Source organism: Cryptosporangium sp. NPDC051539 (genome assembly GCF_044454545.1).
Taxonomy (GTDB): Bacteria; Actinomycetota; Actinomycetes; order Mycobacteriales; family Cryptosporangiaceae; genus Cryptosporangium.
Window position 1 is genome coordinate 334,128 of the sequence record NZ_JBITDV010000002.1, and the last position, 23,153, is coordinate 357,280.

At 73.3% G+C, this 23,153-nt stretch carries 18 protein-coding genes; 7 read left to right on the top strand and 11 right to left on the bottom strand.

Features of this window, described 5'->3' with window-relative positions; translation table 11 throughout:
• The first annotated feature begins 6 nt into the window (after positions 1 to 6).
• Positions 7 to 453 carry a cupin domain-containing protein gene (locus tag ACIBZJ_RS07535; protein ID WP_395926652.1) on the top strand — a complete coding sequence of 149 codons (447 nt, stop codon included), beginning with the start codon at positions 7 to 9 and terminating at the stop codon, positions 451 to 453.
• Here ACIBZJ_RS07535 and ACIBZJ_RS07540 read toward each other — a convergent pair.
• On the bottom strand, positions 450 to 1,784 hold the full coding sequence (locus tag ACIBZJ_RS07540) for an MFS transporter (protein ID WP_395926654.1): 1,335 nt from the start codon (positions 1,782 to 1,784) through the stop codon (positions 450 to 452). The two genes, ACIBZJ_RS07535 and ACIBZJ_RS07540, sit on opposite strands and share 4 nt — an antisense overlap.
• A gap of 189 nt (positions 1,785 to 1,973) precedes the next feature.
• Between ACIBZJ_RS07540 and ACIBZJ_RS07545 the strand changes: the two genes are divergently transcribed.
• Positions 1,974 to 4,304, top strand: a complete 2,331-nt coding sequence (locus ACIBZJ_RS07545; RefSeq protein ID WP_395926656.1) for a putative bifunctional diguanylate cyclase/phosphodiesterase — start codon at positions 1,974 to 1,976, stop codon at positions 4,302 to 4,304.
• Positions 4,301 to 6,094 (top strand): ATP-binding protein, encoded by a 1,794-nt coding sequence (locus ACIBZJ_RS07550; protein WP_395926658.1) that lies wholly within the window; start codon positions 4,301 to 4,303, stop codon positions 6,092 to 6,094. The genes ACIBZJ_RS07545 and ACIBZJ_RS07550 overlap by 4 nt, the downstream gene beginning before the upstream one ends.
• Positions 6,095 to 6,100: 6 nt before the next feature.
• Here ACIBZJ_RS07550 and ACIBZJ_RS07555 read toward each other — a convergent pair whose 3' ends face one another.
• From ACIBZJ_RS07555 to ACIBZJ_RS07580, 6 genes are read right to left on the bottom strand one after another with little or no spacing between them, the layout of a single operon-like run.
• Positions 6,101 to 7,015 carry a PaaX family transcriptional regulator C-terminal domain-containing protein gene (locus ACIBZJ_RS07555; RefSeq protein ID WP_395926660.1) on the bottom strand — a complete coding sequence of 305 codons (915 nt, stop codon included), beginning with the start codon at positions 7,013 to 7,015 and terminating at the stop codon, positions 6,101 to 6,103.
• Entirely contained in the window at positions 6,976 to 8,001 is a 1,026-nt protein-coding gene (locus ACIBZJ_RS07560; protein ID WP_395926662.1) for a branched-chain amino acid ABC transporter permease, read from the bottom strand. Before ACIBZJ_RS07560 ends, ACIBZJ_RS07555 begins: the two co-directional genes overlap by 40 nt.
• Positions 7,998 to 8,849: a branched-chain amino acid ABC transporter permease gene (locus ACIBZJ_RS07565; RefSeq protein WP_395926664.1), complete on the bottom strand. Its 852-nt coding sequence runs from the start codon at positions 8,847 to 8,849 to the stop codon at positions 7,998 to 8,000. Before ACIBZJ_RS07565 ends, ACIBZJ_RS07560 begins: the two co-directional genes overlap by 4 nt.
• Positions 8,846 to 9,511 (bottom strand): ABC transporter ATP-binding protein, encoded by a 666-nt coding sequence (locus ACIBZJ_RS07570; protein ID WP_395926666.1) that lies wholly within the window; start codon positions 9,509 to 9,511, stop codon positions 8,846 to 8,848. Before ACIBZJ_RS07570 ends, ACIBZJ_RS07565 begins: the two co-directional genes overlap by 4 nt.
• The gene (locus ACIBZJ_RS07575; protein WP_395927746.1) at positions 9,504 to 10,265 is read right to left on the bottom strand and encodes an ABC transporter ATP-binding protein; all 762 of its coding nucleotides are present in this window, start codon (positions 10,263 to 10,265) and stop codon (positions 9,504 to 9,506) included. Before ACIBZJ_RS07575 ends, ACIBZJ_RS07570 begins: the two co-directional genes overlap by 8 nt.
• Positions 10,265 to 11,449: an ABC transporter substrate-binding protein gene (locus ACIBZJ_RS07580; RefSeq protein ID WP_395926668.1), complete on the bottom strand. Its 1,185-nt coding sequence runs from the start codon at positions 11,447 to 11,449 to the stop codon at positions 10,265 to 10,267. Before ACIBZJ_RS07580 ends, ACIBZJ_RS07575 begins: the two co-directional genes overlap by 1 nt.
• Before the next feature lie 263 nt (positions 11,450 to 11,712).
• On the opposite strand from ACIBZJ_RS07580, the gene ACIBZJ_RS07585 reads away from it, so the two are divergent.
• Genes ACIBZJ_RS07585 through ACIBZJ_RS07600 form a run of 4 tightly spaced genes read left to right on the top strand, consistent with a single transcriptional unit; the run spans position 11,713 to position 16,734 of the window.
• A complete protein-coding gene (locus ACIBZJ_RS07585) occupies positions 11,713 to 13,077 on the top strand; it encodes a PucR family transcriptional regulator (RefSeq protein ID WP_395926670.1) in 1,365 nt (454 codons plus the stop codon).
• A gap of 49 nt (positions 13,078 to 13,126) precedes the next feature.
• Positions 13,127 to 14,245: a glycosyltransferase gene (locus tag ACIBZJ_RS07590; RefSeq protein WP_395926672.1), complete on the top strand. Its 1,119-nt coding sequence runs from the start codon at positions 13,127 to 13,129 to the stop codon at positions 14,243 to 14,245.
• 25 nt (positions 14,246 to 14,270) lie between these two features.
• On the top strand, positions 14,271 to 15,887 hold the full coding sequence (locus ACIBZJ_RS07595) for an ABC-F family ATP-binding cassette domain-containing protein (protein WP_395926674.1): 1,617 nt from the start codon (positions 14,271 to 14,273) through the stop codon (positions 15,885 to 15,887).
• Positions 15,888 to 15,915: 28 nt separating this feature from the next.
• Complete coding sequence (locus tag ACIBZJ_RS07600) at positions 15,916 to 16,734, top strand: enoyl-CoA hydratase-related protein (protein ID WP_395926676.1); 819 nt, start codon at positions 15,916 to 15,918, stop codon at positions 16,732 to 16,734.
• Here the strand turns inward: ACIBZJ_RS07600 and ACIBZJ_RS07605 are convergent, their stop codons facing one another.
• The 4 genes from ACIBZJ_RS07605 to ACIBZJ_RS07620 form a co-directional block, all read right to left on the bottom strand.
• Complete coding sequence (locus ACIBZJ_RS07605; RefSeq protein ID WP_395926678.1) at positions 16,735 to 17,100, bottom strand: hypothetical protein; 366 nt, start codon at positions 17,098 to 17,100, stop codon at positions 16,735 to 16,737.
• Between the two features lie 66 nt (positions 17,101 to 17,166).
• Positions 17,167 to 18,762: a sensor histidine kinase gene (locus ACIBZJ_RS07610; protein ID WP_395926681.1), complete on the bottom strand. Its 1,596-nt coding sequence runs from the start codon at positions 18,760 to 18,762 to the stop codon at positions 17,167 to 17,169.
• 56 nt (positions 18,763 to 18,818) lie between these two features.
• A complete protein-coding gene (locus ACIBZJ_RS07615; protein ID WP_395926683.1) occupies positions 18,819 to 19,760 on the bottom strand; it encodes a hypothetical protein in 942 nt (313 codons plus the stop codon).
• The gene (locus ACIBZJ_RS07620) at positions 19,757 to 23,152 is read right to left on the bottom strand and encodes an AAA family ATPase (protein ID WP_395926685.1); all 3,396 of its coding nucleotides are present in this window, start codon (positions 23,150 to 23,152) and stop codon (positions 19,757 to 19,759) included. Before ACIBZJ_RS07620 ends, ACIBZJ_RS07615 begins: the two co-directional genes overlap by 4 nt.
• Position 23,153: the final 1 nt, after the last annotated feature.

Sequence of the window (23,153 nt, forward strand, 5' to 3'; positions counted from 1 at the left end):
CGCCGGGTGACCAAACCGGCGCTGGCGGAGCTGCTCGATCTCCAACCGCATCCCGAGGGCGGGTGGTTCCGGCAGACCTGGCGTACGTCGATCGAGTTCTCGCCGCCCGGGTATCCCGGGCCGCGTGCGGCCGCCACCGGCATCTTCTTCCTGCTCGCGCCGGGGGAGGTGTCGCGCTGGCACGTCGTGCGGTCGGACGAGTTGTGGCTCTGGCAGTCCGGCGGGCCGCTGACCCTGACGATCGCGTCCGCCCCGAAAGCCCCTGACGCCCCTGAGGCCCCGGACTCGCGGTCGGTCCGGCTCGGGCCGGACCCGGCCGCGGGCCACGAGTTCCAGGCCCTGGTTCCCGGTGGCCGGTGGCAGACCGCCACCCCGGCCGGCGACGAGCCGGTCCTGGTCTCCTGCGTCGTCGCCCCCGGCTTCGACTACGAGGACTGGCAACTCGAGCCTTAGACGGGCAGCCGGGAGCGGCGGAGGTAGACCGACCAGGTGACGGCGAAGCAGAGCACGTAGAGGGCGATGAAGCCGACGTAGGCGGCGTCGGCGTTGTGGTATCCGAGAAACGACTGGCGGAAGACGATCTGGACGAGCGCACCGCCGAACGCGCCGATCGCTCCCGCGATGCCGACGAGCGCGCTGGACAGGCGCCGGGCCTCGTTCGGGTCGGCCTCGGTGGCGCGGAAGATCGCCGGGATCATCTTGTAGGTCGAGCCGTTGCCGAGGCCGCTCAGGATGAACAGCGCGAGGAAGCCGACGTAGAAGAGCGGCAGCGACTCCCACCGCGAGGCGCCCAGCACGAGCGCGGCGAACAACGCCATGCCGACGAACGTCCAGAGCGTGATGCGGGCACCGCCGAAGCGATCGGCCAGCCACCCGCCGGCCGGTCGCGCGATCGACCCGAGCAACGGGCCGAGGAAGATCACCCGCAGCGCGTCCAGCGGGGTCGCGGTCTGGAACTGGGTGGTCAGCACCTGGCCGAACGCGAAGCTGAAGCCGATGAACGAGCCGAACGTGCCGATGTACAGCAGCGACATGATCCAGGTGTGCGGGTTCTTCACGACGTCACGCATCGCGCGCTTGTCGTTCGTCGCGTGGGTGAGGTTGTCCATCCGGGTCGCGGAGAGCGCGGTCACGATCACGATCAGCGGGAGGTAGACACCCGGCACCAGCCGTGGCTCGACGCTCGCCGCCACCCCACCGGCCGCCGCGAGCACGATCAGACCGACGATCTGCACGAGCGCGACGCCCAGGTTGCCCCCGGCGGCGTTCAGACCGAGCGCCATCCCCTTGAGCCGGTTCGGATAGAACGCGTTGATGTTCGCCATCGAGCTGGAGAAGTTGCCCCCGCCCACGCCGGCCAGTGCGGCCAAGACCAGCAGGGCCGGGAACGACAGGCCGGGCCGCAGCAGGATCGCGGTGAGAACCGACGGGACGAGTAGCAGGCCGGCCGAGACGATCGTCCAGTTCCGGCCTCCGAACTTCGCCACCGCGAACGTGTACGGCAGCCGCAGGAACGAGCCGACGAACGCCGGGACCGCGGTCAGCAGGAACTTGTCGTCGAGCGTCAGCCCGTAGGCGCCGGCGGGCAGGAACAGCACCAGAACGGACCACATGGTCCAGATCGAGAACCCGATGTGCTCGGAGAGAATCGAGAAGATCAGGTTGCGGCGGGCGATTCGCGCGCCGCCTGCGGCCCAGAAGCCGGGGTCTTCCGGGCGCCAGTCGTCGATCCAGTGACTCCGGGCGACCGGCTCGGTGGGCGGGGCGATCGTGGGCGCTGCCATCGGGGCTCCCTGGTGTTCGGCGGTTGCCCGACGGTAGAAATCTGCTGTTTCCCGTCCGTTGGGCGGGCAGGTCGCGTGCGCAACATCTCCCGCACCGGGCGGCCGGGGTGCAGTGCGGTTGATTCGGGCCGGAAGGCTTGTGAAGCCCGGCCGCCGGTCGATGGGACGACCGGATCGAGAGGGGGTGCTGTGCGAGTTCGAATCACCGAGCGCCCGGGCCGGGCGACCCGGCTCGCGCTGGTCTGCGCCCTGCTGAGCTTCGCGTACCTGGTCGCGGCCTGGAACGCTCCGATCGTCGCACCGGTCGTGGGATGGATCGCGCCGCTCGGCTCGGTCGCCGTCGGGGTCTACGCGACCGTGCGGCTGGTGGTCTCGACCCCGCTGGGTCAGGCGTCCCGCCGGTTCTGGCGCACGATGGCACTGGCGGCGGGCTGCATCGGCGTCGGTGCGGTCAGCCAGATGTTCGACACGCTCGCGCACGGCGAGCCCACCCAGGTGCTGTCCGACCGGACGAGCGCGTTCGACCTGTTCGGCCTGGTGCTGATGATCGCGGCGATCCTGCTCGTGCCGGTGAACCGCCTGAGCCGCTCGGCGTGGGCGACGTTCGGTCTGGACGCCGGCACGGTGGTCGCGGGTGGGGCGCTGTTCTCGTGGTACTTCGCGATCCGCAACGTCGACGATTTCGAGGCGACCACCGGGTCGGCGCTCCCGCTGGTAGCGACCGTGGCGACCGGATTTCTCGGGGTGCTGGTGCTGCTGCGGATCTCGTTCGCCGGGGTCCGGGAGGTGCACCCGGGGTCCTTGCAGCTGCTCGCGCTGGCCGCCCTGACGTCGTGCAGCGCGGCCGCGTTGTCGCCCACGCTCGCCGATCGGCCCTACCTGAACACCTCGTTCCTGGCGTTCCCGCTCGCGTACGGGTTCCTGACCGCGGCGGTCGAGCGCCAGCGGAGGTCCACGCTGGCCGCGCTCGACGGCGTCGTGGCAAAAGACGCGGCCCCGCGGGCGCGCCGGTCGCTGTACGTGCTGCCGTACCTCGCGGTCGCGGCGACCGACGGCCTGCTGCTGCACTCGCTGTCGTCCCCGGCCGAGTCCGGCCCGGTGATCGTCGGCGCGGTGGTGCTGACCGCGCTGGTCAGTGCCCGTCAGCTGGTGAGCTTCCGGGAGAACGGACGGCTGCTCCGGCGGCTGGACACCACCGTGGCCGACCTTCGCGAGTCCGAGAACCGGATGACGTTCCAGGCGACGCACGACGGGCTCACCGGGCTGGTGAACCGGGCGCTGCTGGCCTCGCGGATCGACTCCGCGCTGGCCGGCGGGGGCGCGGCCGAGGTCGCGATGGCCTTGATCGACCTGGACGACTTCAAGTCGGTCAACGACCGGCTCGGCCACGCGGTGGGGGACACGCTGCTGGTCGAGGCCGCCGCCCGGATCCGGGAGGCGACCGGTGCGGACGACACCGTCGCCCGGCTGGGCGGCGACGAGTTCGCGGTGCTGTTCCGGGGCGCCGATCCCGCGGTGGCCGCAGAGCGGATCCTCGCGTCGCTGGACCGGCCCCTGCGGATCGCCGGCGACGAGCTCCGGATCCGGGCCAGCGTCGGGATCGCCGACGGCTGGGCCGGTGCGGACTCGAACGAGCTGACCCGCCGTGCCGACGTCGCGATGTACGCGGCGAAGAGCAGCGGCGAGGGCTGGGCGCGGTTCGACCCGGCGATGGACGCCCCCGCCGCCGACCAGGCCCGCCTGGCCGCCGGTCTGCGCGACGGCCTGGGGCGGGGCGACTTCCGGCTGCTCTACCAGCCGATCGTCTCGCTGCCGGGTGGACAGATCTCCGGGGTGGAAGCGCTGGTGCGGTGGCACGACCCGGAGCGCGGGGTCATCCCGCCGGACCGGTTCATCCCGGTCGCCGAGCGTAGCGGGCTGATCATGCCGCTGGGCCGCTGGGTGCTGCGCGAGGCGTGCCGTCAGGCGGCCGCGTGGCGGGCCTCGTTCGGCGCGGCGGCGCCGTCGCGGATGAGCGTGAACGTCTCGCCGCGCCAGCTGGACGAGCCCGACTTCGTCGACGACGTGGTGGCGGCGCTGGCCGACTCCGGGCTGCCGGCCGAGTGCCTGGTCATCGAGGTGACCGAGACCGCGGTGTTCCACGGGGGACTCGCGGTGTCGTCGCTGGCGGCCCTGCGGTCGCTCGGGGTGCGGGTCGCGCTGGACGACTTCGGCACCGGGCAGTCGTCGCTGGGGCTGCTGCTGACCTGCCCGGTCGACATCCTCAAGGTGGACAAGTCGTTCGTCGACGGGGTGACCGAGCCCGGTGACCGCGCGGTGATCGTCGAGTTCCTGGCCCAGGTCGCGCGAGGTCTCGACCTCGACACGGTGGCCGAGGGCGTGGAGGACGCCGCGCAGGCCGAGCGGCTGGTCGAGCTCGGCTACCGGAAGGCCCAGGGCTACCTGTTCTCGCGTCCGGTGCCGGGTGCGGAGCTGGCGGAGCAGCTTCGTCCCACCCTTGGGGTAGCGTCCTTCGCGTGACTGCAGTGGTACCTCAGAGGTCGTCCGGCGCCGACGAGCAGACCGTGCTCCCGTGGGTGGGGCGCGTCCTCGGCACCGAAGACGCGACGCCGCTCTCGTTCCACGTCGCGCTCCGGGACGACGCGTACCTGCAGCTCGACGACGTCGTGGTCACGGTGCGCGACGTTCCGGGCCTGGGCCCGGTGCTGACCGCCGGTGTCGTCACCCAGGTCACCGCACGGCACGAGGGCGCGCAGTTCAGCTCCGACGTGTTCCTGATCGCCGACGGCGTGCTGCCGGCCCAGGTGCAGGAGGTCGCGGAGATCGCGACCACCCGGGTCGAGCCCGAGGTGTACGTCCCGCCGCGGCCGGGCGAGCCGGTGCGGCGGGCCACCGGCGAAGAGCGCGCGATCGCGCTCTACTTCGACCGGATGGAACGGAAGGTCCCGGTCGGCCTGGGGCGCGACGGCACGCCGATCTACGTCAACCTCGACTTCCTCGACGGCACCCGCGGCGCGCACGTCTCGATCTCCGGCGTGTCCGGCGTCGCGACCAAGACCAGCTTCGCGCTGTTCCTGTTGTACTCGCTGTTCCGTTCGGGCGTGCTGGGCCGCCGGGCGGTGAACACGAAGGCGCTGATCTTCAGCGTCAAGGGCGAGGACCTGCTGTTCCTCGACCACACCAACACCAAGCTGGACGAGACGCTGCGCGCGCAGTACGGCATCATGGGCCTGCCCGCCGAGCCGTTCAAGTCCGTCGGGTTCTACGCGCCACCGCTTCCCGGCGATCTGACCGGCCGGCCCGACGTCCGCGAGCGGGCCACCGGCGTCAACGCGTTCTGGTGGACGATCGCCGAGTTCTGCCGCGACGAGCTGCTGCCGTTCGCGTTCGCCGACGCCGAGGACGAGCGCAACCAGTACACGATGGTCATCCACCAGGTCGCGGCGCGTTTGCGGATGGACGCCGTGCCGTCCGGCACCGACGGCGCGGTGACCGTCGACGGGCGTCCGGTGCGGACGTACGACCAGCTGGTCGACCTGATCGCCGACAAGCTGGGCGACGACAACACCCGCCCGGCCTGGGCGGGTCCGGTGACCGGGGCGGGCACCGTGAACGCGTTCCTGCGCCGGCTGCGGTCGTCGCTGCGGGCGTTGCGGCCGCTGATCCGCGGCGACCTGCCCGAGTCGCCGCTGCGGCGGGTGTCCACCGAGAACCAGCAGCTGACGGTCGTCGACCTGCACAACCTGCCCGAGCGGGCCCAGCGGTTCGTCGTCGGTGTCGTGCTCGCGGCCGAGACCCGGCGCAAGGAAGAGGCCGGGTCGGGCGGGCTGCTGTTCACGATGCTCGACGAGCTGAACAAGTACGCGCCGCGCGAGGGGTCGAGCCCGATCAAGGAGGTGCTGCTCGACATCGCCGAGCGCGGCCGGTCGCTCGGCATCATCCTGATCGGAGCGCAGCAGACCGCCAGTGAGGTCGAGCGACGGATCATCTCGAACAGCTCGATCAAGGTGGTGGGGCGGCTGGATCCGGCCGAGGCCGGTCGGCCCGAGTACGGCTTCCTGCCGCCGGGCCAGCGCACGCGGGTGACGCTGGCGAAACCCGGCACGATGTTCGTCGCGCAGCCCGAGATTCCGGTGCCGCTGGCGGTGGAGTTCCCGTTCCCGGCCTGGGCGACGCGCCGGAGCGAGGCGGGCGACGTGCCTTCGGGCGAGCCGCCGGTGACCGTGAACCCGGTGACCGGGGAGATCATCGGGGGCCGGGATCCGTTCAAGCGGCTCCCGCAGGCCGCCGCCGACGACGCCCCGTTCTGAGCGGTCTCACCACTCGGCGGTCGTGTGGTGCTTGGCCAGCGCGGCCAGCGCCGGGTCGAACCGTGACAGCACCTGACGGACCCGAGCCTCGGCCAGTGGCCCCAGCGCGTCGTACAGCTCCCCGAACACCGCCCTGGCCTGGCGTCGCGGCCAGTCGGCCGGCAGCACCGCCTCGGGCAGATCCGGGTCCAGCGCCGGGAACGTGCGCCACACGTCCATGAGCCGGGTCCGGGCGATCAGGGCCTCCGCGGAACCCACGTCACCGCCGTCCAGCCGCGAACGCAACGGGCCGGTGTCGGCGAGGAACGCCTCGTAGGCCGCGCGGATCTCGTCCAGGTCCCAAGCCGAGATCAGCGGCGTCCCCACCGCCTCCTGGGCCCGCAACACCGCGGCCGAGCCGATCCGGAGCTCGTCGAGGAACGCCCGGACCTCGTCGGCCGACGCCCGCGGCGAGACCCACACCCCGTCGAACAACGGCGCGAAGCCGAGCCAGCGCAACCGGCTGCGCAACAGGTGCCGCAGATCCCGTTGCTCCTCGGGCAGCGAGAACGTGGCCACCGTCCAGACGCCACCCCACGGCTGGTCCTCGATGCCCAGCGACACGATCCGGCTCGAACTCGCGACGATCGTCCGGGTCGCGGACGCCGACAGCCCGTAGTACGTGTTGCGTCCGACCTTGCTCGACTCCAGCGCGCCCCGGCGAGCCAGCCGGCGCAGCGCGGCCCGGGCGCTCACCTCGCCCACGTCGAACTGTTCGACCAGTGCCACCAGCGCCGCCGACGGCAGGTGCTCCCGGCGTCCGTTCCAGTAGTCGCCGAGCAGCGTCACCAGCAGGTGCTGGGGAGAGGTTCCGGCCTGCCGCCGGGGTAGCGGAACCCCGTTCACGGGGGCGTCGTGGCTCGCGATTTCGATGGGCGCCACTCCCGGATCATACGAACCGGCCCGTCGCCGCCGTGACCGCCGTCCGGCCGCCGCCGGAACACCGACGACAGCGCGGGTACCACCCCCGAGGGCAGAAAGAGCAGGACCCCGATCAGCAGTACCGCGTAGGCCGCGTACCCGAGCACGGTGGGCGCGTAGCTCGGAGCGCCGGGCCGGGTGCTCAGGTCGTTGAGCACCTGCACGACCAGCGTCACCGAGACCGTGCCGACGACCGGCCCCCACCGGGTGCCGAGCCCGCCGAACACCGCCATCACGACCCACTCGACCGACATCGCGATCGTGAACGAGCCCGGCGCGATGTAGCCGAGGAAGAACGCGTAGATCCCGCCCGCCAGCCCGGCGTACGCCGCCGAGAGCGCGAACACCGTCACCTTGTAGCGGATCACCGGAATCCCGCTCGCCGCGGCGACCTGCTCGCTGCCGGCCAGCGCCCGCAGCGCCCGTCCCGGCCTGCTGCTCACGATGTTCGCGGTGAGCAGCAGGACGACGGCCACCAGGGTCCAGGTCAGCCAGGCGTACTCGCGCGGGGCCGTCAGCTCGAACGAACCCACGCCCAGCAGCGGAATCCCCTGCAGCCCGATCGCGCCGCCGAACACGTCGATCTCGGCCGCCACCGACAGGATGATCAGCTGCAGCGCGAGCGTGGCGAACGCCAGGTAGTGGCCCCGGAGCCGCAACAACAGCGCCCCCAGCCCGGCCGCGGCCCCGGCGGCGACGAGCGGCGCGAGGACCAGGCCGATCACCGGCGGCCACCCGTGCACCGCCGGGATCGCCGCCGTGTACGCCCCGACCGCGTAGAACGCGGCCTGCCCGAGCGACACCTGCCCGGCGTAACCCATCAGCAGCGAGACCCCGGTGACGGCCAGCACCGCCAGCCCCATCAGGACGTAGATCGACATCCGGGTGTCGTCCAGCACGAACGGCAACCCGAGTGCGACGACCGCGAAGGCCACCCCGGTCTTCATACCGCCACCGCGTCCCGGGTCCGGACGGCCCGGACGATCATCACCAGCACCATGAACCCGAGCGCCACCTCGGTCTGGAACGAGCCGTCGACGTACCCGGCGAACAGCGTCTGGCCGATGCCGAGCAGCAGCCCGCCGGCCAGCGCGGTGCCGGGTTTGTCCAGTCCGCCCAGCACCGCCGCGGCGAACCCGTTCACCGCGAGAGCGACGTCCCGGTCGAACGCGATCGACTGCAGCGGCGTCAGCAGCACACCGGCGACTCCGCCGAGCAGACCGGCGAGCCCGAACGCGTACAGCCCCATCCGCCGGACGTTGATGCCGGCCAGCCGGGCGGCGTACGGGTTGGCCGCGCACGCGGTGAGCCCCTTGCCGAGATAGGTCCGGCCGAAGAACAGGCCCAGCGCCGCGAACACGGCCAGCGCCACCGCGAACACCAGCATCCACTGGTGCTGGATCCGCACCCCGCCGACCGTCAGCACGCCCGACAGCCCGTCGAAGCTCCGCGGCTGATCACCCCAGACGACGATCTCGATCGCGTAGCCGAGGAAGCCGAGCCCGAACGTGATCACCAGCGACGCCAGCAGCGGCGTCCCCGGCTTCCCGATCGCCACCACCCCGACGACGAGGCCGACCAGGCCGGCCAGCCCCACCGCCAGCAGTTCGCCGATGCCATGCGGCCACCAGGTCAGGAACGTCCCCGCCGCGAGCCCGGCCACCACCGGGAACAGGCCCTGCGCGAAGTTCACCACCCCGGTCACCCGGTGCACGACGACGAACCCGCTGGCCAGCAGCGCGATCGTGCAGCCGAGCGCCGCCCCGGCGATCACGTACCCGAGGAACTCGCTCATCCCGGCAGGCCTCCCAGGTACGCGGAGACCACGGCCGGGTCCGTCCGCAGCGACGACGACGGCCCGGACGCCACGACCCGTCCGGCCTCCAGCACGTAACCCCGGCTGCACAGCGAGAACGCCAGCGTCGTCTCCTGCTCGATCAGCAGCACCGCGAGCCCCCGGTCCCGGTTCAGTGCAGCCAGGTGGGCCGCGAGGTCGCGCACGACCATCGGGGCCAGCCCCAGCGAGAGTTCGTCCACCGCGAGCAGGTCCGGGTCGGCCATCAGCGCGCGGCCGACCGCGACCATCTGCTGCTGGCCGCCGGACAACGAGCCGGCCGGCCGGTTCCGCAACGACACCAGATCCGGGAACAGCGAGTAGATCCGGGCCGGATCCCGCCGGGCGCGGGGGAGCCCCCACGCTCCCAGCCGCAGGTTGTCTTCGACCGACAGCGTCGCGAACAACTGCCTGCCCTCGGGCACCTGAGCCAGCCGGCCGTCGACCCGCACCGCGCCGGAGAACGCGGGCACGACACCCGACAGCGTGTTCACCAGCGTCGACTTCCCGGCCCCGTTCGCGCCGACCAGCGCCACCATCTCCCCGGCGGCGACGGTCAGCGAGATCCCGTCCAGCGCCGTCGCGGTTCCGTACCGCACCACCAGATCCCGCACCTCAAGCATGGGACCCGTCTCCCAGATACGCCTTCACCACGGCCGGGTCGCTCCGCACCGCGGCCGGCGGGCCGGACGCGATCACCGACCCCAGATCCAGCACCGTCACCTCGTCGGCCAGCCGCGAGACGAACCCGACGTCGTGCTCGACGAGCATCATCGTCAGCCCCTCCGACCGCAGCTCCTCCAGTACCTCGGCCAGCGCGGTGCGCTCCGCCGCCCGCAGCCCGGCCGCCGGTTCGTCGAGCAGCAGCAGCCGGGGCGACGCGCACAACGCCCGGGCCAGCTGGGCCCGGCGCTGCTGCCCCAGCGGCAGCGACGAGGCCGGCACGTCGGCCCACTCCCGTAGCCCCACCCGCTCCAGGGCCACCAGCGCGGCGGACCGCACCGACCGCTCTTCCCGGCGGCAGGCGGGCAACCGCAGCGCCGCCGCGACGAACCCGTGCCGGGCCTGGGTGTGCGCGCCCACCATCACGTTCTCCACGCACGACAGCCCCGGGAACGTCCGCGCGCCCTGGAACACGATCGCGATGCCGGCCGCGGCCCGCCGGTGCGCCGGCATCCCGGTCAGCGGGCGCCCGTCCAGGGACACCGACCCGGCGTCCGGCCGCAACAAGCCCGCGACCAGGTTGAACAGCGTCGATTTGCCGGCCCCGTTCGGCCCGATCAGACCGCGGGTCTGGCCGGCCGGCACGTCCACCGAGACCTCGCGCACCGCGAAGACCCCGCCGAACGACTTCGACAGACCGGAAACCGCGAGCATCACGAGGGCAGGTTCGTCGACAGCTGCGAGGTCATCCACGAGGTCGGAACGAACTTCCCGCCGGTGACCTGGGCGATCGCGACGTTGTCGGTGGAGAGTCCGGAGTGGTCGGAGGCGCTGTACTTGTACCGCCCGTTCGGCGTCAGCAGCGACAGCTTCTCCAGCGCGGCCTGCACCTTCTTCCCGTCGGTGGAACCCGCCGACTTGAGCGCGTCGGCCAGCACCAGCACCCCGCAGTATCCGTCGATCGCGAATTGCGGGGGATAGGAGCCGTACTGCTTCTGGTAGTCCACGGCCAGCTTGTCGACCGCGGTCTTCAGCGGCGACGCCGGCAGGTCGCCCCCGATCACCCCGATCGCCGTCGACAGCACGACCTTCTCGGCCGCCGCCCCGGCCGGCTTCGTGAACAGCGGTGTGCCCTGCGCGCCGGTGAGCACCAGCGGGATCGACAGCCCGGCGGCCGCGAACTGCTTGGTCGCGATCACCGCCGGCGGTCCGGTCGCCCAGACGAACACCGCCTGCGCGCCGGACGTCCGGACCGGGGCGTAGACCGCGCTGAAGTCCTGCGTGCCGGTGTCGAACGACCGGTCGACGACGACCGTCACGCCGTACTGCGCGGCCAGCTTCTTCACCGCCGTGTACCCGGCGACCGCGTACGAGCTCTTCGTGTCGTGGGCCAGCGCGATCTTGCTGATCTTCGCCGACTGGAAGTACTTCAGCGTCTGCTCGGCGTACGTCGACGAGCGCGCGGGGATCTGGAACGCGAACTTCCGCACCGGGTCGACCTGCTGATCGGCCGCGGCCAGCGAGATGTACGGCATCGAGTTGCGTTCGGCAAGCGGAATGGTGGCCAGTGCGGAGTTCGAGAACGACGAGCCGATCACCGCGACCGCGCCCTCGCTCTTGTGCGCGTTGAACGCGAGCACCGACTGGTCGGGCTGCGTCTTGTCGTCTTTCACGACCAGTTCGATCTTCCGGCCGTCGATGCCGCCGGACGCGTTGATCTGCGCGACGGCGATCTTCGCGCCCTGCTGGTCACCGGTTCCCAGCGCCTGATAGTTGCCGGTCAGCGGCACCGTGAGTCCGATCCGGATCGGGCCGGATTCGTCGTCGCCGCTGGAGGACGAACACCCGGTCAGCCCGATGACCACGACGATCGGGAGAAGTAGAGCCAGTTTCCGCACGGGTGAACCTCCAGGCGTCGATGCCATGTGGGGTAGGACACATCCGGCCGCTCGGTTCGGGAATCTAGAGGTGTGACGATCGCCAGTCAATATGTAGGCAAAGACCGGCCTTCCACTGTGGAAGATCCGGAACCTCACTGGTCACACCAGCCTCACGAACCTTAAAGATTCCCGAACCGTGACCTATCGCAGTACGGACCGGACATCCCATTGAGTAATGGCGCGGCAGGGTAAACCCCTATTCGTCTGCGTGGGAGAGCCGTATGCCCGAGTCCGATCACCCCGACCGCGACAGAGTCCGGCACCTCACCGATGCCGTCGACCGGGAGGCCGTCGCCGACGCGGTCGTCTCCGCCATCCGCGCGCAGGCCGGTCGTGCCGCCGACCCCCGCTGGGCCGCCGTGACGCCGGTGGTCAACGACCACGTCCGGATGTTCACCCGGATGCTGCTCTCCGGGAGCCAGCCGCCCCAGTCCGAGACGCGGTCGCTCGCGCTGCGGGCGGCCTCGGCGTCCCGCTCGCCGATCGGGGAGATGCTCCGGTCCTACCGGGTCGGCGCCGACGCGGCGTTCCGCGCCGTGCGCGAGGCGGCCGGCCCGGACGACCTCGAGGCCGTCGTCACGGTGACCGAGGAGCTGATGGCGTTCGTCAACCTGATGACCGCCGCCGTCGTGCAGGCCAGCCTCGACGACCGGGACCTCCGCCGGTCGGAGCGCGAGCGCCGGTTCCGCCGGCTGTTCGACGCGATCGACGGCGCCGCGGCTCTCACCCCCGACCTGGTCGAACTGGCCGAGGACATCGGCGTCTCGACGACCGGCCCCTACCTCCCGTTCGCCGCCGCCCACCGGGGCGCCGGCGCGGCCGAGCACGCCCGGCTGGCGGCCGAGCTGTCGGCGGCGGGCGGCCTGCTCGCGTTCAGCGAGGGCGAGCGGATCGACGGGATCTGCTCGGCGCCGTCGCAACTGGACTGGCTGGCCGAGACCGAGGGTGTCGCGGTGGCGGTCGGTGCCGCCGCGGCCCGCGGCCGGCTCGCCGCCGCCTGCCGTGACCTGCACGTGGTGATCGACGTCGCGGTGCGGCGCGGGCGGACCGGCCCGATCGGTCTCGCCGATTTCGCGCCTGAGGTACTTGTGGAGCTGTGTCCAGAGGTCAGCGACGCGCTGAGTGCCCGGGTGTACGACCCGCTTCCGGCCGAACTGCAGGCGACGCTGCACGCCCTCGTCGCGTTCGGGTTCGATCGGACGACGACCGCGGCGACGCTCCACATCCACCGCAACACGCTGCTCTACCGGCTCGGCCGGATCGAGGAGCGGCTCGGCCTCGACCTCAGCCGCGCCGCCGACCAGGTCTCGATCTACCTGGCGACGCTTCGCCGCGACCGCGCCCGGGGCAACCAGCCGCCGCCGTCCGCCGTCCGCCGCCGGGGTGTCACCGGCATCCCGGGAAGCCGCACCCGTCCCGCCGACGGGCCGGGCACCGCGACCGGAAACACCTGGCCCCCACGGGCCACGCACCCGGGCCGTACTCCGAACGGCGTCGCCCCCGACCGCACCCGGGTGGCGACCCGGCTCACCGCGGCCGCCGCCGGTTCGGCCACCCCCTGGCGAGCGGGGCGCACCGCTCCCTGAGGCTCCACCCCCCGAGCGTCCGGTCCCTGCGCCTCCGGCCGGTGACCCGATGCGCGTTCTGATCGTCGCGGCCGGGTCACGCGGGGACGTCGCTCCCTGTACCGGGCTCGCCGCCCGGCTGCGGGCCGCCGGGCATCCGGTGGCGATCGCCGCCCACTCCCGGTTCGGCCCGCTCGTCACCGCGACCGGCACCGAGTTCCGCCCGCTCCCCGGCGACGCGCGCACGGTCCTGGCCGCCGCGTCGCTCGACCCCCGGGCCGCGCCCGCGGCCACCCGCTACCTGAGCCGCCTCTCCGCGGGCGTCGCCGACGCGATCCGTCCCGGCGTCGACGTGGTGCTCACCGGTGTCGTCGCCGCGCCGCTGGTCCGCCGGCTCGGCGTCCCGGTTCTGCAGACGTTCCTGCAGCCGGCCCATCCGACCCGGGAGTTCGCGCCTCCGGTCACCTGCGTCCGCACGCTCGGCGGCCCCGGCAACCGCGCCGCCTGGGCACTCCAGCGCTGGATCCTCGAGTCCGCGAACCGCGTCCGCGCTCCCGACACCGGCCCGACCCTGTACGGCTACAGCCCCGCGATGCTCGACCGGCCCGCCGACTGGCGTCCGGATCTGCGGGTGGTGGGGTACTGGTGGCCGCAGATCCCGGCCGGTTGGCGGCCACCGGCCGGGCTGGCCGAGTTCCTCGCGGCCGGGCCACCGCCGGTCTACATCGGGCTGGGGAGCCTCTCCGGCTCCGGCGCGGCCCGCCGGTTCGCCGTCGCCGCGGTGGCGGCCGCCCGCCGTCTCGGGCTGCGGGTCGTCGCCACGGGCGCAGCACCCGCGCCGGACGTGCACCCGATCGCCGACGTTCCGCACCAGTACCTGTTCCCGCACGTCGCCGCGGTGCTGCACCACGGCGGCGCGGGCACCACCGCGGCGGCGCTGCGCGCCGGGGTCCCGCAGGTCCCGGTGCCGGTGCAGGCCGATCAGCACCTCTGGGCGCACCGGTCGGTGGCGCTCGGCGCCGCGCCCGCGGCTCTCCGCCTGCACCGCCCCACTGCTACGGCCCTGGCGGACGCTCTCCGAGCCGCCGTCCGCGAGCCCGCGTACCGGGATCGGGCGCGGGAACTCGCCGACCGCCTCCGGGCCGAAGACGGAGCCGCCGCGGTCGTCGAGGCGCTCGAGCGTCTCTGAACCCTGCTACCGTCGAAACCCGACCATGTCCATCATCTGTTCCGACCTGTCGTTTTCCTGGCCGGACGGCACCGTCGTGCTCGACGGGCTGTCGTTCTCGCTCGGCGCCGGCCGCACCGGCCTGGTCGCGCCGAACGGCGCCGGGAAGAGCACGCTGCTCCGGCTGATCGCCGGTGAACTGCGCCCGACCGGTGGCAGCGTCACGGTCTCCGGCCCGATCGGTTACCTGCCCCAGACCCTCCCGCTGGCCGCTGACCTCACGGTCGCCGACGTGCTCGGCATCGCGCCGGTGATCCGCGCGCTCGACGCCCTCGAATCCGGGGACGCGAGCGAGGAGGTCCTCGCCGCCGTCGGTGACCGGTGGGACGTCGAGGAGCGCACCCGCGCGCACCTCGACCGGCTCGGCCTCGCCGGCCTGCCGTTCGACCAGCACCTGACGACGCTGAGCGGCGGCGAGATCGTCTCGCTCGGACTGGCCGCGCGCCTGCTCGAGCAGCCCGACGTCCTGCTGCTCGACGAACCCACGAACAACCTCGACGCCGACGCCCGGCAGGCGCTCTACCGGGTGCTGGACGACTGGCGCGGCGGCGTCCTGGTGGTGAGCCACGACCGGGCGCTGCTCGACCGGATGGATCGCATCGCCGAGCTCGACCGCGGGGCCCTGCAGGTCCACGGGGGCAACTTCACCGCGTACGAGGAGGCCACCGAAGCCGCCCGGACCGCCGCGCTGAACAGCGTCCGGAGCGCGGAACAGGACCTTCGACGCGAGAAGCGGGAGGCGCAGCAGGCGCGGGAACGCGCGGCCCGGCGGGCCGGCACGGCCTCGCGCAACCTGAAGAGCGCGGGCCTGGCCCGGATCGTGGCCGGCGGCCTGGCGCGGAGCGCACAGGAATCGGCGGCGAAGGCGAACACGACGCACGACTCCCGGGTGTCCGACGCCAGGGCCCGGCTGGACGAGGCCGAGCGGTCCTTGCGCAACGAAGACCGGATCGCGCTCGACCTGCCCGGCACCCGGGTGCCGGCCGGGCGCACGGTGGTGAGCGTGCAGGACGTCCGGGTGCGGGAGCTGTTCGGGGACGGCCTCAGCCTGAGCGTGCGCGGGCCGGAGCGCATCGCGCTGCTGGGTGCGAACGGCGCGGGCAAATCGACGCTGCTCCGGCTGCTCGCGGGCGAGCTGACGCCGTCGGGCGGGGTGCTGCGGCACGCGGCCGGACGGTCCGCGTACCTGTCCCAGCGTCTCGATCTGCTGGACCTCGACCGGACCGTGGCCGAGAATTTTGCCGCGTTCGCCCCGGCGACCCCGGAGGCCGAACGGCTGACGCTGCTGGCCCGGTTCCTGTTCCGGGGCGCTCGGGCGCACCTGCCGGTCGGGACGCTCTCCGGCGGCGAGCGGCTACGGGCGACGCTGGCCTGCGTGTTGTACGCCGAGCCGGCACCGCAGCTGCTGCTGCTCGACGAGCCGACGAACAACCTCGACCTGGCGAGCGTCGGCCGCCTGGAGAGCGCCCTGGACGCCTACCAAGGCGCGTTCGTGGTGGTGAGCCACGACGAGGCGTTCCTGGCCGCGCTCGGCGTGACGCGGTGGCTGCGGCTGGCCGGCGGGGTCCTCACGGAGGCGACACCGGGCCGGGAAGCTCGTTGACGCGCCGAAATGTGCAATTGTGGGGTTTATGGAGCAATCGACCATGGGAGCGTCGGCACCCGTCGACGTGGGCCGGCCCCTGGTGCGGACCCGCCTGGACGGGGCGGTCGCCGTTGTCATGCTCGACTCCCCGGCCAACCGGAACGCGCTCTCGCTGCCGGTCGTGACCGGCCTGATCGACGCGATGCGGACCGCGGCCGACGACGCCGAGGTCCGGGTCGTGGTGCTGGTCAGCGAGGGCGAGGTGTTCTGCGCCGGCGCCGACTTCACCGAGCTCACCGAACCGGGTGACGCCGGGCCGCAGATCGCCGCGCAATCGATGTTCACGCTGCTGACGGCGATGGTGACGCTGCCCAAGCCGATCGTCGCCCGGGTGCACGGCGAGGCGGTGGCCGCCGGGCTGGGGCTGATCGGCGCCAGCGACCTGGTGATCTCGGAGCGGAGCGCGACCTACGGGTTCACCGAGACCCGGATCGGCCTGGCTCCGGCGCTGGCCGCGCTCACCACGCTGCCCCGGCTGAACCACCGCGCGGCCGCCCGCGCCTACCTGACCGGCGTCACGATCGACGCCGGGATCGCCGAGGAGATCGGGCTGGTCAGCCAGGTCGTCGACGACGAGATGCTGGACGCGGCGGTGGACTTCGCCGTGGCCAGCCTGCTCGCCGGGTCTCCGGGGGCGCTGGCCGCGACGAAGGCGATGCTCACCGAGCCGATCCGGGCCCGGCTGGAGCAGGAAGGTCCGGCCATGGTGGAGCTCTGGGCCCGGCTCTGCGCGTCCGACGAGGCCAACGAGGGCATCACCGCGCAGCTGGAATCCCGGCGCCCCGCGTGGGCCATACCGGACTGATCAGCTGTAGCCCTCGGAGCGGTCGACCGGGCCTTCCCCGACCGGTTCCTCCTGGGTCTTCAGGTAGAAGCTGGTGAGGCGTCGGCCGTTGTCTTCGGTCCACTCGGCGAAGACCGGGCTCTCGGTCTGCAGGATCCGGTGGTAGGTGTCGAAGTCTTCGACCGGGAGGTAGGCGGTCAGCCGGTTGTGGGTGTTGAGGTTGCCGAGGCTGTTGCTCGGCGTGAACAAGACCACCGCGTCGCTCACCGGCGGGCGCCCGTCCGGGTCGAAGACGAGGATGATCGAGTGCCAGGGGAAAGGCCGCTCACCGGCGGTCTTGACCGCCCCGTAAGACAGCACGTAACGCGTCACGCGGAACGTCGGCACTGGAGTCCATTCAGGTCGAGGGACGAAACCTGCCGACGACAACCGTATCCGGCTTGCCGCGAGGTTTCAGCTCCACCCGATGATCGATCCGCGCGCCGCGGACGTGGTGAGCTGCGCCAGCGGCAGCCGGACCGTTACATCCGTGCCGCCCCCGGGACGGGTCGAGAGCTCGATCGTCCCGGCGTGCTGCTCGATGATCATCGCCACGATGGACAGCCCCAGCCCGGATCCGGCGATGCCGCGCTCGACCGCGTTCGTGCCCCGGTAGAACGGTTCGAGGACGCGCGGCAACTCGGAGTCGGCGATGCCGATCCCGGTGTCGGCGACGACCAGGCGGGACGTGTGGGCGTCCTGGCGGTCGACCGTGATCGTGATCGTGCCGCCGGCCGGCGTGAACACGATCGCGTTGTGCACCAGCGCGGTGAGCGCGCGTTCGAGCAGGTGTGCGTCGCCCAGGACGGTCGACGCCGTCTTCTCGTCGTAGCGCAGTTCGACCTTCGCCTCGGCCGCCAGCGGTGACGTCTCGGCGTGGACGGTGCCGGCGACCTCGCCCAGGCTGACCGGCGGCCGGTCGGCGAGGTTGCCGATCTTCGCGATGCCGGAGACCGTCAGCAGGTCGAGGACCAGTTCGTGCAGGCGGGCGGTATTGCGTTCGACGACGCCGACCGCGTTCTGCTGCTCGTCGGTGAGCCGGCCGAAGTCACCGACCGAGAGCAGTTCGAGGTAGCCGAGCATGCTGGCGAGCGGCGTCCGCAACTCGTGGGACGCGGTCGCGGTGAACATCTCCCGGTCGCGTTCGAGGCGACGATGCTCGGCGGCCAGCTTCGCGTTCTCCATCATCCGGCTCAGGTCGGCGGCGATCGAGGTGAGCACGTCGAGCTCACCGGCGGACCAGTTGCGGGGACCGGCGCTGTCCATCACCAGGAGGCCACCGCAGGGCGTGCCGGCCGCGCTGACCTGGAGCGACACCAGCGCGCGGGCGTTGGCGCCCTCGGAGAGCGTGCGGGCGGCCCTGGCTCGCGGGGTGTCGCCGTACAGGATCGGGTCGGCGCGCAGGTTCGTGTGGACGTCGGCGGTGCCGGCCGAGTCGGAGGAGTGCGGATCCCGGGGCAGGATCGGGAGGTCCTCGGGGGCGGGCTCGAGCCCCTCGCGGTGCCACTGGGCCACGAACGGGCGGTGGTCTTCGGCCAGCGTCTCGGAGATCCGGAGGAACACCCGGTCGACGTCGAGCACGGCTCCGATCCGCCGGACGACGTCCTGGAGCGTGGTGCGCACGTCGACGTTGGAGGGGCTGGGGGCGCCGTGCGGTTCGGCCAGGCGCCGGACGACCTGCCGGGCCTCCTCGACCGCGACCGCGTGCTCGTAGGCGGCGAGCAGGTGGTCGGTGGCGTGGTAGACCGGGTTGTCTCGGGTCCCGGCGGCCGAGGCGCGGGCGGTGCGGTCGCCGGCGGCGGCGCGGGTGAGAACCCGGCTGAGGACGTCGAGCGGGGTGGCGATCTCCCTGGTCAGGCGAAGGCCGACCAAGCCGACGAGGACGATGCCGCCCAGCGAGAGGAGACCGGCGAACGCGCTGGCCGCGGCGAACTCCAGTACGGCGGAGAGCAGCAGAAACGCGCCGATGATCACGAAGCCGAACCGCATCCTGGTGGACGCCGATCGCACGCCCCAGCCCCTCTCTTTCGCCGCCTATAGGTATTAATACCACCTAAGGCGCGAAATCAGGCGCGAGCGGCCGCCCGGAGGGCCCGGTAGAGGAGCGCGGAGTCGCCGAGCCGACGCCGGAGCGCGCGTTCCAGGCCCGCGATCGGGAACAGGTTCTGTGGTGCGCGCGAGTCCTTGAACTCGACCGACGCGTACCGGCAGAGCGTCTCCTGGCTGAGGTTCGCCAGCGCGACCGCGTCGCCGGCGGTGAGATCGGCCGCGCACTCGACCCGCACGACGCCCGCCCACGGTGCGCCGGCCCCGCCCGGCAGCCGCAGGTACCAGGCGTACCGGTCCCACGACGTCCCCATCCGGAAGACCGGTGACCGGTGCGCCGGGTCGAGCCGGGCGACGACGCCGTTGAGCTGGGCCGGGAGGTACTCGGCCCGGTGGGTCTTGATGAACCCGATCGCCCGGGGCAGGTGCTGACGGCCCTTGAGCGGCCCGTCGAGCACGAGCAGGTCCTCGTCGTGCCGGAGGCTCTCGCGGGCCCGGCGGGCGGCCTCGAGTTCGACGTCGGCGAGCTGGCTCTGGAGACCGAGGCTCAGCGCGTCGGGGTCGTCGCGCTTGACCTTCTGCAGTGCGTAGGTGCCGGCATTCGTGACGACCGGAGCCGCGTTCTCGGCCGCGGTGAAGACGCCCCGGCGGACGGCGACGGTCGGCACGGTGGCGCCGTTCGCGGTGCAGCAGACGACGCCGGCCGCGTAGGACGCGCAGATCGCCAGCGAGGCGGTGGTCTCTTCGCCCGCGTGCACCCAGAGCTGGGCGTCGATGCGCCGGACGCCGTCGACGAACAGCACCGCGGCCGGTTGCTGGACGGGCCGGGGCTCGACCGGCTTCCAGTCGCCGGGGTCGCGCTCGACGTCGAGTTCGACGCGCGCGCTGGACTTGGTGCGGGCGGCGTCGTCCTCCGTGCTGGTGCCGTAGCCCGGGTCCCAGGCGTCGACGCTGAACCTCACTGCATCACCTTCGTTACCGTCGACGTGCGCTGGTCGCGGCTGACCTCGAACCGTACCGGCACCCGCTCGGCCAGCGCGGCCACGTGCGTGACCAGCCCGACCATGCGGTCGCCACCGGCGGCGAGGTTCTCCAGCGTCGCGGCCACGACCTCGAGCGTCGCTTCGTCGAGGGTGCCGAAGCCCTCGTCGAGGAAGATCGAGTCGAGACGGGCGGCGCCCGAGGCGGCCATCGTGCTGACGTGGGCGGAGAGCGCCAGTGCGAGCGCGAGGCTCGCCTGGAACGTCTCGCCGCCGGAGAGCGTCTTGACCGGGCGCTGGGCGTCGGCGTCGGCGTGGTCGACGATGACGAACTCGCCGGCCTCGTGGGTGAGGGCGAACTGGCCGCCGGAGAGGTCGTCGAGCGTCGCGGAGGCCTCGGCGACCAGCAGGTCGAGCGCGGACGCGACCAGCCAGCGCGGGAACGCGTCCGACCGGAGCAGGAGGCCGAGCTGCCGTGCGACCTGCTGGGCCGACTCGGCGGCGTCGCGGCGTTCGGTGAGCTCAGCGGCCTCGCGCCGACGCTCGGCGAGCCGCCGTTCGACGGCCCGGGCGTCGGCGAGCGCGGTGGCCACCGCCGCCGGAGCCGTCTCCGCGAGCGGCCGGGGAGGCGTGCCCGCGTCGGCTCCGGCGGCGTCGGCCCCGGCGGCGAGGGGGATCCCCAGTTCGGTGAGCAGGGTGCTCAGCGCGCGCTCGCGGCCGGCGAGCGTGTCGTCGGCGGTGCGCACCGCCTCGGCGGCGGCGTCGAGCTGCCCGGCGCGGGCGGCCTCGGCGTCGGCGGCCCAGGCGGCGAACGAGCGCCAGCCGCCGACCGGGTCGTCGGACGGGATCGCCGGTGCGCCGAGCGGCACCAGCGGCTCGCGGATCGCGATCAACCCGCGCACGGTCGTCGCGACCCGGTCGTAGGCCGCTTTCTCGGCCCGCTGCGCCGCGGTCAGCGCGGTGCGGGCCGCACGCAGCGTCCCGTCGGCGTCGCGGGCGGCCCGGTCGAGCGCGTCGAGCTCGGCGAGCGTCCCGGCCAAGGCCGACGCGTCCGGAGCGTCTCCGAGCTGCGCGGTGAGCGCGGCCGCCGAGCGGTCGGCGGCGGCCAGATCGGCCACTGCGCGCTGCTCGGCCCTGGACGCCTCGGTGTGCGCCGTGCGCGCGGCCGCGAGCCGGTCGGTGCACTCGGCCAGGCGGCGATCGGTCTCGGCCCGGATCTGCTCGGTGTGCGCGGCGCGCTTCCCGGCGTCGGCCAGCGCGGCACTCCGCTCGGCGGCCGCGGACGCCGCCCAGCTCGCCAGCGCCGCCCAGCCCGCGGCCACGTCCTCGACGAGGCCACCGGGGGCACCGAGCGGTGCCAGCGCGTCCCGCTGGTCGCGCAGCGCCGACCTCACTCCGGTGGCCTCGGCGTCGACCTTCGCCGCGTCCCGCTCGGCGCCGTCGCGGGCGTTGCGGGCGGCCACCAGCTCGAGGTCGGCGGCGCGGGCCGCGGCGTCCAGGGCGTCGCGGGCCCCGAGCCACCGGTCGATGTCGTCCAGCGTCACGATCTCGACCGGGGCCGCGCCCTCGCCGTGCACGGCGAGGAGGAGCTCCCGGTCTCCGAGCGCGTGCCGCAGCGCGGTCGCCTGCTCGTCGGCGGTGGCCAGCGCGGTCTCCGCCGACTGTGCGGCCGCCAGGGCCGACGACCGGTCGGCGGACGCGGCGTCGGCGGCCCGCTGCGCCTCCCGGACGGCGGCCTCGGCCCCGGCGACGCCGCCCTCGTCGTCGAGCGGCGGCGGCAGCGTGGCCACCGTCTGCTCGCACACCGGGCACGGCTCACCCGCGACCAGATGCGGGCGCAACACCGCGGCCGTGCGCTGCCGGGCCCCGGCCTCGCGCGCCTCGCGGGCGGCGTCGAGTGCCTCCTGGGCCCGGCGGACGGCGTCCGCGGCCTCGGTGGCGCGCCGCAGAGCGTCCGCCTGACGCTCGGACAGCACCGGACGGCCCTCGGTCAGCCGATCGAGTTCCACCCGCGCGCGGCGCGCGGACTCGACCGGCCCGCGGGGCGGGGCGGAGGCGACCGCGGCGCGGGCGGCCGAATCCGCCGCCTCGGCCTCGGCCAGGGCCGACCCGGCGCGGGACGACGCCTCGCGGGCCGAGCGCAGGCGGGTGTCGAGCTCGGAGAGGCCGTCGGGGGCCCGGACGGTGGCGAGCTGCTGCCGTTCGCGGGTCAGGTGGGCCACGGTCTCGCGGGCCGCGTCGGCGTCGGCGGCCGCGGCGACCTGGGCCAGGCGGGCCTGTTCGACCGCCCGGTCGGCCTCGGTGACCAGCTTCTCGGCCCGGCCTTGCGCCTCGGCGGCATCGGACCGGGTCGTCACGAGCCCGGGGCGGCCGGTGACCAGCGCGTCCAGCTCGACGCGGGCCCGGAGGGCGGCCTCCAGCGGACCCCGGGCGGGGGCGGCGGCCAGCGCGGCGCGGGCCTCCGAGTCGGCGGTTTCGGCGTTCCGGACGGCGGTATCCGCCTGCTGGGAGGCCTCACGGGCGGTGCGGAGGGCGGCGTCCAGGTCGGCGAGGCCGGCCGGGACCTCGACCGCGGCCAGGTGCGCGCGCTCCTCGGTGAGGCGCGCGACGGTCCGGCGGGCGGCACGGGCCTCGTCGGCGGCCGCGGTCAGCGTCGGGAGCGCGGTGGCCACCCTGGCCTCGGCGTCGGCCAGCGCGGTGATGCGGGCCTCGGCGTCGCGCCGGGCCTCGTCGGAGACGTCGCCGTAGCGGAGCAGCTGGTCGGCGAGCAGCTCGGCGTTGGTGGCCTGCTGGCGCGCCTCGGTGTTGGCGGCCTGGCCGATCTGCTCGTAGACCTCCAGGCCGAGGAGCTTGACCAGGATCTTCTGCCGGTCGGCGGGGCGGGCGTGCAGGAAATCGGCGAAGTCGCCCTGGGGCAGGACCACGCAGGTGCAGAAGTTCTCGAACGTGAGCCCCAGGAGCCGCTCGACCGCGCCGGTGACCTCGTTGTCGGCGGCGACCAGGTCGGACTCGTCCTCGAGGTCGCCGAGCGTGGAGTTGTCGGCGAGACGCTCGAGCCGGGCGTTCTTGACGTTGACGTTGCCCTGGGCCGTGCGCCGCATCTCGCGGACGGCCACGTACCGCTGCGGCCCGACGTCGAACACCAGGCGGACCGTGCCGCGGGTGGCCGTCGGTGACAGCGCGAGCTTGACCAGGCGTTTGTCGTCCCAGCGGGGCACGTTGCCGTAGAGCGCGAACGTGATCGCATCGATCACCGTCGACTTGCCGGCGCCGGTGGGGCCGACCAGCGCGAAGTAGTCGGCCTCGGCGAAGTCGACCTGGGCCGGCTCGCGGAACGAGCCGAAACCGGCCAGGTCCAGGAGTACGGGGCGCATC

What these genes read in the sequence shown, in the direction of transcription:
- ACIBZJ_RS07585 (WP_395926670.1), top strand. Translation starts at nt 11,713, where the DNA reads ATGCCCGAGTCCGATCACCCCGACCGCGACAGAGTCCGGCACCTCACC.
- ACIBZJ_RS07560 (WP_395926662.1), bottom strand. Translation starts at nt 8,001, where the DNA reads ATGAAGACCGGGGTGGCCTTCGCGGTCGTCGCACTCGGGTTGCCGTTC.
- ACIBZJ_RS07565 (WP_395926664.1), bottom strand. Translation starts at nt 8,849, where the DNA reads ATGAGCGAGTTCCTCGGGTACGTGATCGCCGGGGCGGCGCTCGGCTGC.
- ACIBZJ_RS07620 (WP_395926685.1), bottom strand. Translation starts at nt 23,152, where the DNA reads ATGCGCCCCGTACTCCTGGACCTGGCCGGTTTCGGCTCGTTCCGCGAG.
- ACIBZJ_RS07600 (WP_395926676.1), top strand. Translation starts at nt 15,916, where the DNA reads ATGGAGCAATCGACCATGGGAGCGTCGGCACCCGTCGACGTGGGCCGG.
- ACIBZJ_RS07590 (WP_395926672.1), top strand. Translation starts at nt 13,127, where the DNA reads ATGCGCGTTCTGATCGTCGCGGCCGGGTCACGCGGGGACGTCGCTCCC.
- ACIBZJ_RS07575 (WP_395927746.1), bottom strand. Translation starts at nt 10,265, where the DNA reads ATGCTCGCGGTTTCCGGTCTGTCGAAGTCGTTCGGCGGGGTCTTCGCG.
- ACIBZJ_RS07595 (WP_395926674.1), top strand. Translation starts at nt 14,271, where the DNA reads ATGTCCATCATCTGTTCCGACCTGTCGTTTTCCTGGCCGGACGGCACC.
- ACIBZJ_RS07570 (WP_395926666.1), bottom strand. Translation starts at nt 9,511, where the DNA reads ATGCTTGAGGTGCGGGATCTGGTGGTGCGGTACGGAACCGCGACGGCG.
- ACIBZJ_RS07540 (WP_395926654.1), bottom strand. Translation starts at nt 1,784, where the DNA reads ATGGCAGCGCCCACGATCGCCCCGCCCACCGAGCCGGTCGCCCGGAGT.